This window comes from Variovorax sp. GW823-FHT02B07 (assembly GCF_058797695.1).
The window spans coordinates 114,844-129,600 of sequence record NZ_JBXAJX010000010.1 but is presented as its reverse complement, the minus strand read 5'-3'; the positions used below and the strand labels follow the sequence as shown (position 1 = coordinate 129,600).

At 68.6% G+C, this 14,757-nt stretch carries 15 protein-coding genes; 13 read left to right on the top strand and 2 right to left on the bottom strand.

Annotation, left to right across the window (positions count from 1 at the left end):
- Positions 1-6: 6 nt before the first annotated feature.
- Positions 7-2,010, bottom strand: a complete 2,004-nt coding sequence (locus AC1RGU_RS29675) for an alkyl/aryl-sulfatase (protein ID WP_492699852.1) — start codon at positions 2,008-2,010, stop codon at positions 7-9.
- 122 nt (positions 2,011-2,132) lie between these two features.
- Between AC1RGU_RS29675 and AC1RGU_RS29670 the strand changes: the two genes are divergently transcribed.
- The 5 genes from AC1RGU_RS29670 to AC1RGU_RS29650 all read left to right on the top strand — a co-directional run bounded on the left by AC1RGU_RS29670 (position 2,133) and on the right by AC1RGU_RS29650 (position 6,050).
- Complete coding sequence (locus tag AC1RGU_RS29670; RefSeq protein ID WP_492699850.1) at positions 2,133-3,047, top strand: LysR family transcriptional regulator; 915 nt, start codon at positions 2,133-2,135, stop codon at positions 3,045-3,047.
- Positions 3,048-3,097: 50 nt separating this feature from the next.
- Complete coding sequence (locus tag AC1RGU_RS29665) at positions 3,098-3,607, top strand: flavin reductase family protein (protein ID WP_062470454.1); 510 nt, start codon at positions 3,098-3,100, stop codon at positions 3,605-3,607.
- On the top strand, positions 3,604-4,107 hold the full coding sequence (locus AC1RGU_RS29660; protein WP_492699847.1) for a BON domain-containing protein: 504 nt from the start codon (positions 3,604-3,606) through the stop codon (positions 4,105-4,107). Before AC1RGU_RS29665 ends, AC1RGU_RS29660 begins: the two co-directional genes overlap by 4 nt.
- A gap of 93 nt (positions 4,108-4,200) precedes the next feature.
- Positions 4,201-5,109 carry a DMT family transporter gene (locus AC1RGU_RS29655; protein WP_062470449.1) on the top strand — a complete coding sequence of 303 codons (909 nt, stop codon included), beginning with the start codon at positions 4,201-4,203 and terminating at the stop codon, positions 5,107-5,109.
- Positions 5,106-6,050: a glutaminase gene (locus tag AC1RGU_RS29650; protein WP_492699845.1), complete on the top strand. Its 945-nt coding sequence runs from the start codon at positions 5,106-5,108 to the stop codon at positions 6,048-6,050. Before AC1RGU_RS29655 ends, AC1RGU_RS29650 begins: the two co-directional genes overlap by 4 nt.
- 16 nt (positions 6,051-6,066) lie before the next feature.
- On the opposite strand, the gene AC1RGU_RS29645 is transcribed toward AC1RGU_RS29650, so the two are convergent.
- The gene (locus AC1RGU_RS29645) at positions 6,067-7,056 is read right to left on the bottom strand and encodes an NAD-dependent epimerase/dehydratase family protein (RefSeq protein ID WP_492699843.1); all 990 of its coding nucleotides are present in this window, start codon (positions 7,054-7,056) and stop codon (positions 6,067-6,069) included.
- Between the two features lie 95 nt (positions 7,057-7,151).
- Here AC1RGU_RS29645 and AC1RGU_RS29640 point away from each other — a divergent pair, with 95 nt between their 5' ends.
- From AC1RGU_RS29640 to AC1RGU_RS29605, 8 genes are all read left to right on the top strand, one after another.
- A complete protein-coding gene (locus tag AC1RGU_RS29640; RefSeq protein ID WP_492699841.1) occupies positions 7,152-8,108 on the top strand; it encodes a LysR family transcriptional regulator in 957 nt (318 codons plus the stop codon).
- Positions 8,109-8,603 carry a hypothetical protein gene (locus tag AC1RGU_RS29635; RefSeq protein ID WP_307696772.1) on the top strand — a complete coding sequence of 165 codons (495 nt, stop codon included), beginning with the start codon at positions 8,109-8,111 and terminating at the stop codon, positions 8,601-8,603.
- A gap of 401 nt (positions 8,604-9,004) precedes the next feature.
- The gene (gene urtA / locus AC1RGU_RS29630; RefSeq protein ID WP_492699839.1) at positions 9,005-10,198 is read left to right on the top strand and encodes an urea ABC transporter substrate-binding protein; all 1,194 of its coding nucleotides are present in this window, start codon (positions 9,005-9,007) and stop codon (positions 10,196-10,198) included.
- A 5-nt stretch (positions 10,199-10,203) separates the two neighbouring features.
- Entirely contained in the window at positions 10,204-11,106 is a 903-nt protein-coding gene (gene urtB, locus AC1RGU_RS29625; protein ID WP_354346163.1) for an urea ABC transporter permease subunit UrtB, read from the top strand.
- Positions 11,107-11,109: 3 nt separating this feature from the next.
- Positions 11,110-12,165, top strand: coding sequence for an urea ABC transporter permease subunit UrtC (gene urtC / locus AC1RGU_RS29620; protein ID WP_492699837.1), 1,056 nt, complete (start codon positions 11,110-11,112; stop codon positions 12,163-12,165).
- Positions 12,166-12,179: 14 nt separating this feature from the next.
- Positions 12,180-12,962, top strand: coding sequence for an urea ABC transporter ATP-binding protein UrtD (gene urtD / locus AC1RGU_RS29615; RefSeq protein WP_492699873.1), 783 nt, complete (start codon positions 12,180-12,182; stop codon positions 12,960-12,962).
- An 18-nt stretch (positions 12,963-12,980) separates the two neighbouring features.
- A complete protein-coding gene (urtE, locus tag AC1RGU_RS29610) occupies positions 12,981-13,670 on the top strand; it encodes an urea ABC transporter ATP-binding subunit UrtE (protein WP_492699835.1) in 690 nt (229 codons plus the stop codon).
- Positions 13,671-13,712: 42 nt separating this feature from the next.
- On the top strand, positions 13,713-14,750 hold the full coding sequence (locus AC1RGU_RS29605; RefSeq protein ID WP_492699833.1) for an aliphatic amidase: 1,038 nt from the start codon (positions 13,713-13,715) through the stop codon (positions 14,748-14,750).
- Positions 14,751-14,757 lie beyond the last annotated feature (7 nt).

The following is a 14,757-nucleotide window of genomic DNA, read 5'->3' as shown; positions in this document are numbered from 1 at the left end:
GCCCGCTTACTTGCGGGGTTCGACCACCGGGAACATCAGGTCGAAGTTGTCGAGCATCCCGAACAGCTCGCCCAGCTTCGCCCGGTTGCCGTCGATCTTCACGAGCCCCGACTGCACCGCTTCCGGAAAGGTCGTCTGCTTCAGCGTGATCGCGTCGAGCGTCGCCCGGCTCAATGTGACCGTGGCATCCGCGCCGGCAGCCTGCTGGTTCTTCACATGCGTGAGCGCCGAGTTCTCCAGGGTCAGCACGAACTTCTGGTTCGAATCGGTGAAGTTCCAGTTGACCACCATCGTCTTGCCCTCGGCCTTGGCCGCATCGAGCCGCACGCCGAGGAAGTCGAAGAAGAGCTCGTTGCTCACGGCCTTGAGCGTGTCGCCGTTCGCGCTGCTGCCGCCCGGGATCTTCGGCACGCCGTTGCGCAGCTCCATCGCGCCCACCAGGTAGGCGCTGCGCCAGGTGCCCGCCTCCGACTGGTAGCCCAGCTGTTCGAGCGCATCGGCGCCGAGTTCGCGTGCCGCGCGGTTGGCCGGGTCGGCGTACACCACCTGGCTCATCGCGCTGGCCACCCAGCGGTATTCGCCCTTCTTGAAATCTTCACGCGCGCGCGCCACCACCGCGTCGGCGCCGCCCATGTACTCGACCGTCTTCTTCGCCTGCGCCACCGGCGGCAGCGGGTTCAGGTTGGCCGGGTTCGCGTCGTACCAGCCCAGGTACTTCTGGTAGACCGCCTTCGCGTTGTGGCGCAGCGTGCCGTAGTAGCCGCGCGTGGACCACTCCTGCTCCAGGCTCGCGGGCATGCGCAGCGTCTCGGCGATCTCGGACGCCGTGTAGCCGTGGTTCAGCAGGCGCAGCGACTGGTCGTTGATGAACTTGTACATGTCGCGCTGCTTCTTCAGCAGGTCGACGATGCGTTCGCGCCCCGTGGTGGGCCAGTGGTGCTGCGCGATGAGCACGTCGGTCCTGTCGCCGAAGGCCACGCGGGCCTCGTCGATGTACTTGGCCCACAGGTTGCCGTCGCGCACCTCGGCGCCGCGGATCGTGTACAGGTTGTGCATGTTGTGCGTCACGTCCTCGGCCATGTTGAGCACGCGGAACTGCGGCAGGTACATGAGCATCTCGGACGGCGCCTCCGAGCCCGGCACCAGCTGGAACACGATCTGCACGCCGTCGATGGTGCGTTCTTCGGTGGTCTTCTCGATGGTCGAGGTGGGCGCGATCAGCGTCACGCTGCCGCGCGCCAGCGCCTTGCCCAGGCCCGTGTCGACCTGGCCGCGCGCGCCCGGCGGCAGCAGCGTGCCGAACTGGTACTGCGAGCGCCGGTTCATCGCGTTGCCCGCCAGGATGTTCTCGGCCACCGCCGATTCCATGAAGCCCGAAGGCGCGATCACCTGCACCTTGCCCGCGGCCACGTCGGCCTCGCTGACCACGCCCTTCACGCCGCCGAAGTGGTCGGCGTGGCCGTGCGTGTAGATCACCGTGCCGACCGGCTTCTTCGGGCGGTGCTGGTAGTACAGCTCCAGCGCGGCGCGCGCGGTCTCGGCGGCCAGCAGCGGGTCGATCACGATCAGCGAGGTGTCGCCTTCGACGATGGTGACGTTCGCCAGGTCGAAGCCGCGCACCTGGTAGACGCGGTCGGTCACCTTGAACAGGCCGTGAATCGCATTGAGCTGCGCCTGCCGCCACAGGCTCGGGTTGACCGTGTCGGCCGCCTCGTTCGCCTTCAGGAAGTCGTAGGGCTTCATGTTCCAGACCGGGCGCGGGCCGCTGCCACTCACCAGCGCGTCGGGCACGGTGCCGATGAAGCCGCGCATCGCGTCCTCGAAGTCCTGCCTGTTCGCAAAAGGCAGCGCCTTCGCCATGTCGGCGTTGGCCTTCAGCGTGACGGGCTCGGCCGCCTTGGGCGCGACCGCCACCGGCTGCGCGGTGGCGGTGAAGGCGCAGGCCCAGGCGACGAGGGCCAGGGAGAAACGGCGGGGCGCGAAAGAAGCGGCAGGAGCAATGCGGGTCATCGATGTCTCGGGGTTGGGTCTGTCGGACGACGAAAGCACGGGAAGGCAGCGGCCGATTTTCGGAAGCGCCCAACCCCTTGGCAAATGCAAAATGTGTGCTTGCTTTTGAACTGAAACGCAAAATGCAGCTGCGCCATCTCCAGCACCTGATCGCCCTCGCCGAGCAAGGCAGCTTCGGGCGTGCCGCACAGGCCGTGCACCTGTCGCAACCCGCGCTCTCGCGCAGCATCGACGCGCTGGAGCAGGCGCTGAAGGCGCGCCTGGTCGACCGCGCCTATGGCACCGTGCGCTTCACGCAGGCCGGCGAGCTGGTGCTGGCGCGGGCCCGCGAGCTGGTCGCCGACGCGCGGCAGATCCAGCGCGAGGTGCAGCAGCTCGAAGGCCTCACGCTCGGCAGCCTCAACGTCGGCCTGGGCCCGTTCGCGGCCGGGCTGCTGGGGCGCGCGGCGCTCTCGCTCATGACGCAGCGCCACCCGCAGTTGCTGATGCGCATGGAGGTGGCCGACACCCCCACCCTGAGCGAGCGCCTGCACCGGCGCCAGATCGACCTGTTCATCGCCGACACCCGCGACCTGAAGAAGCAGCCCGGCCTGAAGCTGGCGCGGCTGCCCAACGTGCCGGTGTCCTTCTTCGTGCGGCCCCGGCATCCGCTGCTCAAACAGCCGGCACCGGTCACGCTCGAGCAGCTCATGGACTACCCGGTGGCCGGCCCCAACCTGCCGGCCGAGGTGGCCGCGCATTTCGACCGGCAGATCCGCCGCACCGACCGCGGCGTGTTCAACGTGACCTGCGACGACGCCGACACGCTGCGGCACCTCGCGCTCACGGCCCACGCGGTGATCCTCGCGCCCCACGCGCCCGGCCTCGCGCCCGAGACCGCCGCGCTCGCGCCGCTGCCGGTGGCGGGTCTGTCGCGCATGCGCACCCACTACAGCCTGGTGACGCTGGCGGGCCGCACGCCCTCGGCCGCCGCCACGGTCTATACCCGGCTTGTGACCGAGTTGCTCGGGCCGGTTCAGCAGCCCGCCAGAGCCTGAGCCAAAATGACCCCTCCTTTGCCGCTCACCGCCTTGCCGTCCGTTCTCCCGTGACCACCTCCCGCCGGGCCCAGCCCCCCACCTTCTCGCCCGGCGAATTCCGCAAGGCACTCGGCATGTTCGCCACCGGCGTGACCATCGTCACCGCACGCGCGGCCGACGGCAGCCTGGTCGGCCTCACGGCCAACTCGTTCAACTCGGTGTCGCTCGCGCCGCCGCTGGTGCTGTGGAGCCTGGCGCGCGCGGCCGCGTCGATGTCCGCGCTGCGCGCCGGCTCGCACTACGCGGTCAACATCCTGGCCGCCAATCAGAAGACGCTGGCGGAGCGCTTCGCCACCAAGAACATCGACCGCTGGGCCGACGTGGCCTACACCGAGGGCCTGGGCGGCGCGCCGGTGCTGCAGGGCGCGGCGGCGAGCTTCGAGTGCTTCAACCGCAGCCGCTACGACGAAGGCGACCACGTGATCTTCGTGGGCGAGGTGGAGCGCTGCACGCACGACCCCGACGCCTCGCCGCTGCTGTTCCACGGCGGGCGCTTCTACACCGAGCACCCGTTGTGAAGCACCCCGCGCTGCTGGCCGTCCTGCTGCTCGCCGCGCGGATCGCCACGGCGCAGGGCACCACTGAGCCATCGCCGCTGCGGCAGAACTGGTTCGACGACCCCTTCTTCCAGGTCGCCGCGGGCCTGCCGGCCTGCCCCATGCCGCAAGGCCCCTACTACACCGCCGAGGAACGCCGCGCGCAGACCCACTCGCGGCTGGAGCGCGGCACCAGCTGCTGGCTCGCCGGCAAGTGCACCGACAGCAACGCCTACCGCTACGACAAGCCGCTCGCGCCCAAGGTGCGCGCCGCGCTGCTCGCGGTGCCGGGCGTGCGCCGCAGCAGCGTGTGGGTCACGGTGCAGCGCCGCTGGGTCTACCTGCAGGGCTGCGTGCCCGACGCGGCCCTGGCGCGGAAGCTCGAACGCGCGGCGCGCACCGTGCCCGACGTCGAGACCGTGGTGCCCGACCTGATGGCGGGCACGCGCGGCAAGCCGCCCTACCCGCCGGCCGGAAACTGAGCGGCGCCGCACGGCTTTGGCGCCGACGCGATACGATCATCGGATGAATTCCGCGGCCCTTCCGCCGCCTGTGCCGCCACCGATTGACCGCGAATGATCCAGCGCAAGACCCACCTCGACTCCCTGGCCATCGGCCTGCTCATCGTCTGCTGCGCGTTCTGGGGCCTGCAGCAGATCCTCATCAAGACCACCGTGACCGAAGTGCCGCCGCTGTGGCAGGCCACGGTGCGCATGGTCGGCGCGGTGGCGCTGCTGTGGCTGTGGTGCGCGGTGCGACGCGTGCCGCTGTTCGAGCGCGACGGCACGCTGTGGCCCGGGCTGCTGGCCGGCCTGCTGTTCGCGGGCGAGTTCGCTGGCATCTACCTGGGCCTGCAGCACACCAGCGCCTCGCGGCTCACGGTGTTCCTCTACACCGCGCCCTTCTGGGTGTCGCTGCTGCTGCCGCGCTGGGTGCCGGCCGAGCGGCTGCGCGGCTTCCAGTGGCTGGGCCTGTTCATCGCCTTCGCGGGCGTGGTGCTGGCCTTCAGCGAAGGCTTCGGCCACATGAGTTCGTCGCAGCTCATCGGCGACGGCATGGCGCTGGCGGCCGGCATGCTCTGGGGCCTGACCACGCTCACGCTGCGCACCACGCGCCTGGCCACGGCCAGCGCCGAAAAAACGCTGTTCTACCAAGTGGCCGTGACCGCCGCCGTGTGCCCCCTGCTGTCGCTCGCGCTGGGCGAGACCTGGGGCTTCTCGTACTCCGCCTGGGCCTGGACCTCCATCGGCCTGCAGACGGTGGTCGGCGCCTTCGCCAGCTACCTCACCTGGATGTGGCTGCTGCGGCACTACCCGGCCACGCAGATGTCGTCCTTCACCTTTCTCACGCCGCTGTTCGCGCTGATCTTCGGCGTGGCGCTGCTGAAGGAGCCGCTCACGCTGCAGCTGGTGGTGGCGCTGATCGGCGTGGCGCTGGGCATCGTGCTGGTGAACCGGCGGCCTGCGGTACAACGCCCGGCATGAGCAAGACACTCCACCGGTTCCAGCCCGTCCTCGACGAGATCGTCGCCACCCTGCGCCTGCAGCTCGGCCAGGGCGGCACCGTGGCCAGCTACATCCCGGCGCTGGCGCGCGTCGATGCGCGGCAGTTCGGCATCGCGCTGCGCACCTGCGACGGCGAGGAAGCCGGCGCGGGCGACTTCGAGACGCCCTTCTCCATTCAAAGCGTGTCCAAGCTCTTCACGCTCACGCTCGCCATGCAGCGCATGGGCGACGCGCTGTGGGAGCGCATCGGGCGCGAGCCCTCGGGCAACCCCTTCAACTCGCTGGTGCAGCTGGAGAACGAGCAGGGCAAGCCGCGCAACCCCTTCATCAATGCCGGCGCCATCGCGGTGGCCGACCGGCTCGTGAGCCAGGCCAAGGCCAAGGGCGGCAGCGCCAAGGCCGACATCCTCGCGCTCATGAGCAGCCTGTGCGGCGAGCGCATCGACTTCGACGGCGAGGTGGCGCAGTCGGAGGCCGACACGGGCTTTCGCAACGTCGCGCTGGCCAACTTCATGAAGAGCTTCGGCAAGATCGACAACGACGTGGCCGAGGTGCTCGACACCTATTTCCACCAGTGCGCGCTGCGCATGAGCTGCCGCCAGCTCGCGCGCGCCGCCGCCTTCCTGTGCCGCGACGGCGCGCACCCGATCCCCGGCGAGCCCGAGGTCACGGGCGAGCGGCAGACGCGCCGCATCAATTCGCTCATGCTCACCTGCGGCACCTACGACGCGGCCGGCGACGTGGCCTTTTCGATCGGCCTGCCCTGCAAGAGCGGCGTGGGCGGCGGCATCGTCGCGGTGGTGCCCGACCAGCTCACGCTGTGCGTGTGGTCGCCGGCGCTCGATGCGACCGGCAACTCGCTGCTGGGCATGAAGGCGCTGGAGCTGTTCGTGGCGCGCACCGGCCTGTCGGTGTTCTGACGCGCGTTCACTGCATTCACGCCGCGACGGCCACCGGCGCCACGGGCAGGCAGCCCATGCCGTCGAGCGCAGCCTCCACGGCTTCCTCGAGCGGCGTGTGCGGCTCGCGGCCCAGGAAGGCCACCAGCTTCGCGTTGTCCATGCCCACGGGCGTGCGCCACAGGTAACGCATCTCGCGCAGTTCGCGAAAAGTGACGACGAAGGGCGAGGCCAGCGCCAGCAGCCACCAGGGAAAGGCCGACACGCGCACCTGGGCGCCCGTGCGCCGGGCCACCACCTTGCGGATCGCGTCGCTCATGCGCGTGCCGTCGGCGTCCCAGTGGCCGGCCATGTGAAAGCGCGCAAAGGGCGCGAGCCGGTCGCGCCGTGCCAGCAGCTCGACCATGGTGCGGGCCACGTCCGGCAGGTACGACCACTGGTGGCCGACACCGGGGTCGCCGGGGCGGCTGACGGCCCTGACCGGCTGCCCCGCCTTCACCAGCCCCTGCGAGAACCAGTTGTTGCCGGCCCTCGGGCCGAAGAAGTCGCCGGCGCGCACGATCAGCACGCGCGCGCCCTCGCGACTGGCGTCTTCGAGGCGCCTTTCCATCTCGACGCGGATCGCGCCCTTGGCGGTGAGCGGGCGCTGCGGCGAGTCTTCGGCCAGCAGCGGGAAGGCATCGGGGCCGAAGTTGTAGACCGTGCCGGGCAGCACGACGGTCGCGCCCTCGGCCTTCGCGGCGGCCAGGGTGCTGTCGAGCATCGGCAGCACCAGCTCCGACCAGCCGCGGTAGCCCGGCGGGTTGACCGCATGCACGATGACCGAACAGCCCTTCGCGGCCCGCCGCACGGCCTGCGCGTCCATCGCGTCGCCGGCCAGCCAGGTGATGCCCTCGCGCTTTCCTTCGACCGCGCCGCGCTTCAGGGCTCGCACCTCCCAGCCCGCATCGCACAGCTGGCGGGCCACCTCGCCGCCGATGCCGCCCGTGGCGCCGAGCACCAGAACCGTGTTGTCGTTGCGTGCCATGAAATGCTCCTGAACAGTGATCGATGGACGAATTCTGGGCAAGGCGGGGTTCAAATGGAATTGCCGAACATGCACCACCGGCCATACATTTCCGTATGACCTGGAACATCAGCTGGGAGCTGTACCGCTCCTTCCTCGGCGTGCTGCGCGAGGGTTCGCTCTCGGGTGCGGCGCGCGCACTCGGCATCACGCAGCCCACCGTCGGGCGCCATGTGGCGGCGCTCGAAGAAGCGCTCGGCGTGGTGCTCTTCACCCGCTCGCAGGTGGGCCTGCTGCCCACCGAGGTGGCGCTGGCGCTGCGCACGCACGCCGAGGCCATGGAAAGCACCGCCGCCTCGCTGCAGCGCGCGGCCAGCAGCCAGGGCGACGGCGTGCGCGGCGTGGTGCGGGTGTCGGTCAGCGAGGTGGTCGCGGTGGAGGTGCTGCCGCCCGTCGTGGCGCGGCTGCGCGAGGCGCACCCGGCGCTGAAGGTCGAGCTGGTGTCGACCAACCGCGTGCAGGACCTGCTGCGGCGCGAGGCCGACATCGCCGTGCGCATGGTGCGGCCCCGGCAGGCGCAGCTGGTGGCGCGCCGCATCGGGAACATCGAGCTGGGCTTTCACGCGCACACCAGCTACCTCGCGCGCCACGGCACGCCGCGCACGCCCGACGACCTGGCGGCGCACGCGCTCATCGGCTACGACCAGCCTTCGGCCTTCGTGCGCGAGGCGATCAAGTCGTTCAAGTCGGTCACGGGCTTCACGCGCGATGCCTTTGCGCTGCGCACCGACAGCGACCTCGCGCAGCTGGCCCTCATCCGTGCAGGTGCGGGCATCGGCGTGTGCCAGGTCGGCCTGGCACGACGCGACACCGCGCTGGTGCGCCTGCTGCCGCGCGCGCTCTCGCTCAAGCTCGACACCTGGGTCACGATGCACGAAGACCTGCGCCACAGCCCGCGCTGCCGCGTGGCCTTCGATGCGCTGGTCGAGGGCTTGCAACAGTACGTTGGCACGGCGGCGGCCCCCGCGCCCCGGGCGACAATGCCCCGCGCAAGACCCAAAGCTTCTCCCTGAATGACGACGACCGATTCCCCCGACCACCTCCCCCTGCAGGAACCCCGCCTCTGGCGCGACGACCTCTGGACCGCCCGCATCATCAAGAACGAGGAAGACGACGGCTGGGCCGTCGAGATGACCCGCCACGGCGACCCCGAGCCCGCGCTCGTCGGCCCCTGGACCATGGGCCGCGACAAGAAGAACCCCAAGCCGCTGGACACCCCCGCCTTCCACACGCTGGTGAAGACCGCCGCCGAGGTGATCCGCCGCCACGAGCAGCAGCTGCACGCCACGCTCAACAAGAGCGTGACGGTCACTGCGCGCAACGAGCAGCGCATCCGCGTGGCGCTGTCGATCGTGCCCGACGAAGACAACCCCTCGGCCACGCTCACGGCCTACGACGATGCCGACGACTCGGAACTGGCGAGCGTGAACGTGTCGCCCGCGTTCCGGCTCACGACCTCGAGCGCGACCGCGTGGATCGAGTCGGACTACGCACGCCCGCGCAGCTGATGCACCCGGGCGCTGCGCGCGAATAGCACACGCGCCGCCCTTTCGCCAATTAGCGAAAGAGCGTATGTTCACGCCGGGGTGAGTTGAGAAGAATCCGCCCCAACGAGCAATCGTTCCCAGTCATACGACGCCCGCTGCCAGTGCTGCCAGCGAGGTGTCGGGCAATTAAGCCCGAATCGGTTTCACCACCGGTTCGGGCTTTTTTGTTTTTTCGGTCGCAACAACGCCTTTTTCAAACGGATGCGCGTCATCCGGTGGCGCAGCCTTGCCCGAAGAAAAAGCACTGGCAGCACAGCGCTCGTTTGCAGGGGCCGCGCGGCGGGAGGAGACACCCAACGCACGGCTTCCGAAGGTCGGATGTTCCTGATGACTCGCACAAAACCAAAGCAAAGGAATTTGACATGACGAACGCTTTCAACCGCCGCCAGATCGTGAAGACCGGCGGCTCGATGATCGTGCTGGGCGCCGCCGGCGGCGTGGCCGGCCTGGCCCGCGCGCAGGACGGCGCCACCGTGAAGCTCGGCCTGCTGCACTCGCTCTCGGGCACCATCGCCATCGCCGAGGCTTCGCTGGTCGACGCCGAGAAGCTGGCCATCGAGGAGATCAACGCCGCCGGCGGCGTGCTGGGCAAGAAGATCGAGGCCGTGGTCGAAGACGGCGCGAGCGAGAACTCGGTGTTCGCCGAGAAGGCGCGCAAGCTGCTGGAGCGCGACAAGGTGGCGGCCATCATCGGCTGCTACACCTCGGCCTCGCGCAAGGCGCTGCTGCCGGTGCTCAACCAGGCCAAGGGCCTGCTGTTCTACCCGACCTACTACGAGGGCCAGGAGCAGGACAAGCGCGTGTTCTACCCCTCGCAGGAAGCCACGCAGTCGGTGATCGCGGCCGTGGAATGGATGGCGCGCGAGAAGGGCAAGAACTTCTTCCTCGTCGGCTCCGACTACATCTACCCGCGCACCTGCAACAAGATCGCCAAGCCCGCCATCGCGAAGGCCGGCGGCAAGGTGCTCGGCGAGGAGTACGCACCGCTGGGCCACACCGAGTTCTCGTCGATCATCAACAAGATCAAGGCCGCCAAGCCCGACTGCATCTACAGCACGGTGGTGGGCGGCTCCAACGTGGCCTTCTACAAGCAGCTGCGCGCGGCGGGCCTGGACGGTGCCAAGCAGGTGCTGCTCTCGACCGTGGTGTCCGAGAACGAGATCGACGGCATCGGCCGCGACAACGCCGCCGGCTACTACGCCTGCATGGGCTACTTCCAGAGCATCAAATCGCCGGCCAACGAGAAGTTCGTGAAGGCCTTCAAGGCCAAGTACGGCCAGGACCGCGTGATCGGCGACCCGATGGAGGTGGCCTACAACAGCGTCTACCTGTGGAAGCTGGCGGTGGAAAAGGCCAAGTCCTTCGACGTGGACAAGGTCACGGCCGCCGCCGCGGGCGTGGAGATCGAGGCGCCCGAAGGCACGGTGCGCATCCACGCCACCAACCACCACGTGTGGAAGAAGGTGCGCGTGGGCCGCGCGCGGCCCGACGGACAGTTCGACATCGTGTGGGAATCGCCGCAGCTGGTCGAGCCCAACCCCTTCCCGAAGGTCTGAACGCGATGAACTTCGACATCGCGGTGATGCAGGTGTTCAACGGCGTGAGCCTGTTCACCATCCTGCTGCTCATGGCCATCGGGCTGGCCATCGTGTTCGGCCTGATGGGCGTCATCAACATGGCGCACGGCGAGCTGATGGCGCTGGGCGCCTACATGACCTACCTGGCGGCGCGCTTCTTCGCGCACTACGCGCCGGGCTTCATGGACCTGTACCTGTTCGCCGCGATTCCGTTCGCGTTCGCCGTGACCTTCGCGTTCGGCTATGTGCTGGAGCGGGGCTTCATCCGCTTCTTCTACGACCGCCCGCTGGACACCCTGCTGGCCACCTGGGGCCTGAGCCTCATGCTGCAGCAGGCCTACCGCTCCATCTTCGGCGCGCAGGAAGTGAGCGTGCCGCTGGCCTCGTGGCTGGCGGGGGCGTGGGAGCCGACGGCGGGCATCCAGCTGCCGCTGAACCGCATCTTCATCGTCGGGCTCACGGCCCTGGTGGCGGTCGGCGTGTACCTGCTGCTGTACCGCACGCCCTGGGGGCTGAAGGTGCGCGCGGTGACGCAGAACCGCGCCATTGCCGGTGCGGTGGGCATCGACACGCACCGCGTCGACGCGATGACCTTCGCGCTGGGCTCGGGCCTGGCGGGCATCGCGGGCGCGGTGTTCACCATGATCGGCTCGACCAACCCCGGCACGGGCCAGCTGTACATCGTCGACTCGTTCATCGTGGTGGTGTTCGGCGGCGTGCAGAGCCTCATCGGCACCGCGCTCTCGGGCTTTGCCATCGCGCAGTCGCAGACCTGGCTCGAGTACCTCATGAGCGGCTCGATGGCCAAGGCCACGATCCTGCTGCTGGTGATCGCGGTGCTGTACTTCCGGCCCAACGGCCTGTTCGCCACGCGCGCGAGGAGCTGAGGCATGCACGGTCTTTCTCCTCAACGCAAGCGCGACATCGGCGCCCTGCTCGCGGTGCTGGTGCTGCTGGCGGTGGTGCTGCCGCTCACGCTCGACCCGTTCCGCCTGAACCTTGTGAGCAAGTACCTGGCCTTCGCGTTCGTCGCGGTGGGCGTGGTGCTCACCTGGGGCTACGGCGGCGTGCTGAGCCTGGGCCAGGGCATGTTCTTCGGGCTGGGCGGCTACATGATGGCCATGTTCCTCAAGCTCGAAGCCTCCGCGCCCGAGCTGCCGGACTTCATGGTGTGGAGCAGCGTCGAGCAGCTGCCCGCGTGGTGGCAGCCCTTCCACTCGCTGGGCTGGACGGTGGTGGGCATCCTCGTCGTGCCCGCCGTGCTGGCCTACGTGTTCTCGTACGCGATCTTCAAGCGGCGCGTGAGCGGCGTGTACTTCGCGATCGTCACGCTGTCGCTGGCGCTCACGCTCACGGTGGTGGTGGTCGGCCAGCAGGGCGACACCGGCGGCGCCAACGGCATCACCGATTTCCGCACGCTGCTGGGCTGGGACATCGCCGGCGATGAAGCCAAGCGCACGATGTACTTCGTCGAGGTGGCGGCCATTGCGCTCGTGATGATGGTGTCGCTCGCCATCGTGCGCAGCCGCTTCGGCAAGCTGCTGATCGCCATCCGCGACAAGGAAGACCGCGTGCGCTTCAGCGGCTACAACACGGCGCACATGAAGGCCTTCGTGTTCGCGGTGGCCGCCGTGCTGTCGGCCATCGGCGGTGCGTTCTACAGCCTGCAGGTGGGGCTCATCGCGCCGGGCGTGATCGGCGTCGTGGCCTCGGTCGAGATGGTGATCTACGCGGCGGTCGGCGGGCGGCTGTCGATTCCGGGCGCGGTGATCGGCGCGCTGCTCATCGGCTTTCTCAAGTCGTACCTGTCGGAGACCTTTCCCGAAGGCTGGCTGTACGTGCTGGGCGCGGTGTTCATCCTCGTGGTGTGGGCGATGCCGAACGGGCTCGCGGGCCTGGGCGAGAAGCTCGTGCGCCGGCGTGCCGCCGCGGAGGTGGCGCCATGAACGCCACGATGACGATGCCCAACGGCGGGCTGCCGCAGGCCGCCTCGGCGGTGCCGCCGTCGAGCGAGCAGATCCTGCGCATCGAGGACCTCACCGTGTCCTTCGACGGCTTCAAGGCCGTGGACGGGCTCAGCCTCTCGGTCGAGCGCAACGAGCTGCGCGTGATCATCGGCCCGAACGGCGCCGGCAAGACCACGCTGCTGGACATGGTGTGCGGCAAGACCAAGCCCAGCGCGGGCCGCGTGCTGTTCAACGGCCAGGACCTCGGCCGCCTGAACGAGTACGAGATCGTGCGCGCCGGTGTGGGCCGCAAGTTCCAGACGCCCTCGGTCTACGAAGACCTCACGGTGCTGGAGAACTTCGAGATCTCGCTGCCGCGCATGCACGGCCTGCTGCAGTCGCTCACCTTCCGCCGCACGCTCGCCGTGCGCGCGCGCATCGACGCGATGGCCGAGCAGGTCTTCCTGGCCGATCGCCTGGGCGACCGCGCCGGGCAGCTCAGCCACGGGCAGAAGCAGTGGCTCGAGATCGGGATGCTGCTCATGCAGGAGCCCGAGCTGCTGCTGCTCGACGAGCCCGTGGCTGGCATGAGCCCGCGCGAGCGCGACCAGACCGGCGACCTGCTGCGCCGCATCTCGGCGGGCAAGTCAGTGGTCGTGATCGAGCACGACATGGACTTCGTCAAGCGCATCGCGCACCGCGTCACGGTGCTGCACCAGGGCAAGTTGCTGAGCGAAGGCACGGCCGCCGAGGTGCAGGCCGACCCGCGCGTGATCGACGTGTACCTCGGTCATTGAGAAGAAGGAGAAACCCAGATGCTTGAAGTCTCCGATCTCAACGTGGCGTATGGCGAATCGCACGTCATCCGCGATGTGTCGCTGCGCGTCGCGCCCGACGAAGCGGTCGCCATCATGGGCCGCAACGGCATGGGCAAGACCACGCTACTGAAGTCGCTCATCGGCCTGCTGCCTGCGCGCGGCGGAAGCATTCGCCTGGGCGATGCCGACATCACGAAGCTGCCCAGCTACCAGCGCGTGGCGCAAGGCCTGGCCTTCGTGCCGCAGGGGCGCATGGTGTTTCCGTTCCTCACGGTGGAGCAGAACATCCTGTCGGGCGCCGCGAGGTCGGGCCACCGCACGGTGCCCGAGTACCTCTACACCTTCTTCCCCGTGCTCCGGGACATGAAGCAGCGCAAGGCCGGCAACCTCTCGGGCGGCCAGCAGCAGATGCTGGCGATTGCGCGCGCGCTCATCTCGGAACCGAAGGTGCTGATCCTCGACGAACCCACCGAGGGCATCCAGCCTTCGATCATCAAGGAGATCGCGCAGACGCTGAACGTGCTGCGCGCCGAACGCGGCTTCGCCGTCGTGGTGTCGGAGCAGGTGCTGAGCTTCGCGCTCGACCTGGCCGACCGCTTTCTCGTCATCGACCGGGGCCGCATCGTGCACGACGAAGCGCGCGCCACGCTCGACCAGGACAAGGTCAGGTCTTTCCTGACCGTGTAGCCCTTCCTCTTTTTCTTCAACCACCCCTTCAGGAGCAGCGTCATGAGACATGGTGATATTTCGAGCAGCAACGATTGCGTCGGCGTCGCGGTCGTCAACTACAAGATGCCCCGCCTGCACACCAAGGCCGAGGTGCTGGACAACGCACGCAAGATCGGCGAGATGCTGGTCGGCATGAAGAAAGGCCTGCCGGGCATGGACCTGGTGATCTTTCCCGAGTACTCCACGCACGGGATCATGTACGACGCCAAGGAGATGTACGACACCGCGTCGGCCATCCCCGGCGAGGAGACCGCGATCTTCGCGGACGCATGCCGCCGCGCCAACGTGTGGGGCGTTTTCTCGCTCACCGGCGAGCGCCACGAGGAGCACCCGAACAAGGCGCCCTACAACACGCTGATTCTCATGAACAACCGGGGCGAGATCGTCCAGAAGTACCGCAAGATCATGCCGTGGGTGCCCATCGAGGGCTGGTACCCGGGCGACTGCACCTACGTGAGCGAAGGCCCCAAGGGCATGAAGATGAGCCTCATCATCTGCGACGACGGCAACTACCCGGAGATCTGGCGCGACTGCGCGATGCGCGGCGCCGAGCTCATCATCCGCTGCCAGGGCTACATGTACCCGGCCAAGGAGCAGCAGATCATGGTCTCCAAGGCCATGGCGTTCATGAACAACACCTACGTGGCGGTGGCCAACGCGGCCGGCTTCGACGGCGTGTACTCGTACTTCGGCCACTCGGCGCTCATCGGCTTCGACGGCCGCACGCTCGGCGAATGCGGCGAGGAAGAGATGGGCATCAACTACGCCGAGCTGTCGATGGGCCTGATCCGCGACGCGCGCAAGAACGGCCAGTCGCAGAACCATCTGTTCAAGCTGGTGCACCGCGGCTACACCGGCACCATCAACTCGGGCGACGGCGACAAGGGCGTAGCGGCCTGCCCCTACAACTTCTACACGCAGTGGATCAACGACCCCGAGGGCACGCGCGAGAGGGTGGAGTCGTTCACGCGCACCACGGTCGGCACGCCCGAGTGCCCGATCGAGGGCATTCCGAACGAACCGGCCAAGCACCGCTGAAGCGCCG

Coding starts and splice junctions, on each gene's coding strand:
- AC1RGU_RS29675 (WP_492699852.1), bottom strand. CDS start 2,010: ATGACCCGCATTGCTCCTGCCGCTTCTTTCGCGCCCCGCCGTTTCTCC.
- AC1RGU_RS29670 (WP_492699850.1), top strand. CDS start 2,133: ATGCAGCTGCGCCATCTCCAGCACCTGATCGCCCTCGCCGAGCAAGGC.
- AC1RGU_RS29655 (WP_062470449.1), top strand. CDS start 4,201: ATGATCCAGCGCAAGACCCACCTCGACTCCCTGGCCATCGGCCTGCTC.
- AC1RGU_RS29650 (WP_492699845.1), top strand. CDS start 5,106: ATGAGCAAGACACTCCACCGGTTCCAGCCCGTCCTCGACGAGATCGTC.
- AC1RGU_RS29645 (WP_492699843.1), bottom strand. CDS start 7,056: ATGGCACGCAACGACAACACGGTTCTGGTGCTCGGCGCCACGGGCGGC.
- AC1RGU_RS29640 (WP_492699841.1), top strand. CDS start 7,152: ATGACCTGGAACATCAGCTGGGAGCTGTACCGCTCCTTCCTCGGCGTG.
- AC1RGU_RS29635 (WP_307696772.1), top strand. CDS start 8,109: ATGACGACGACCGATTCCCCCGACCACCTCCCCCTGCAGGAACCCCGC.
- urtA (WP_492699839.1), top strand. CDS start 9,005: ATGACGAACGCTTTCAACCGCCGCCAGATCGTGAAGACCGGCGGCTCG.
- urtB (WP_354346163.1), top strand. CDS start 10,204: ATGAACTTCGACATCGCGGTGATGCAGGTGTTCAACGGCGTGAGCCTG.
- urtC (WP_492699837.1), top strand. CDS start 11,110: ATGCACGGTCTTTCTCCTCAACGCAAGCGCGACATCGGCGCCCTGCTC.
- urtD (WP_492699873.1), top strand. CDS start 12,180: ATGCCCAACGGCGGGCTGCCGCAGGCCGCCTCGGCGGTGCCGCCGTCG.
- urtE (WP_492699835.1), top strand. CDS start 12,981: ATGCTTGAAGTCTCCGATCTCAACGTGGCGTATGGCGAATCGCACGTC.
- AC1RGU_RS29605 (WP_492699833.1), top strand. CDS start 13,713: ATGAGACATGGTGATATTTCGAGCAGCAACGATTGCGTCGGCGTCGCG.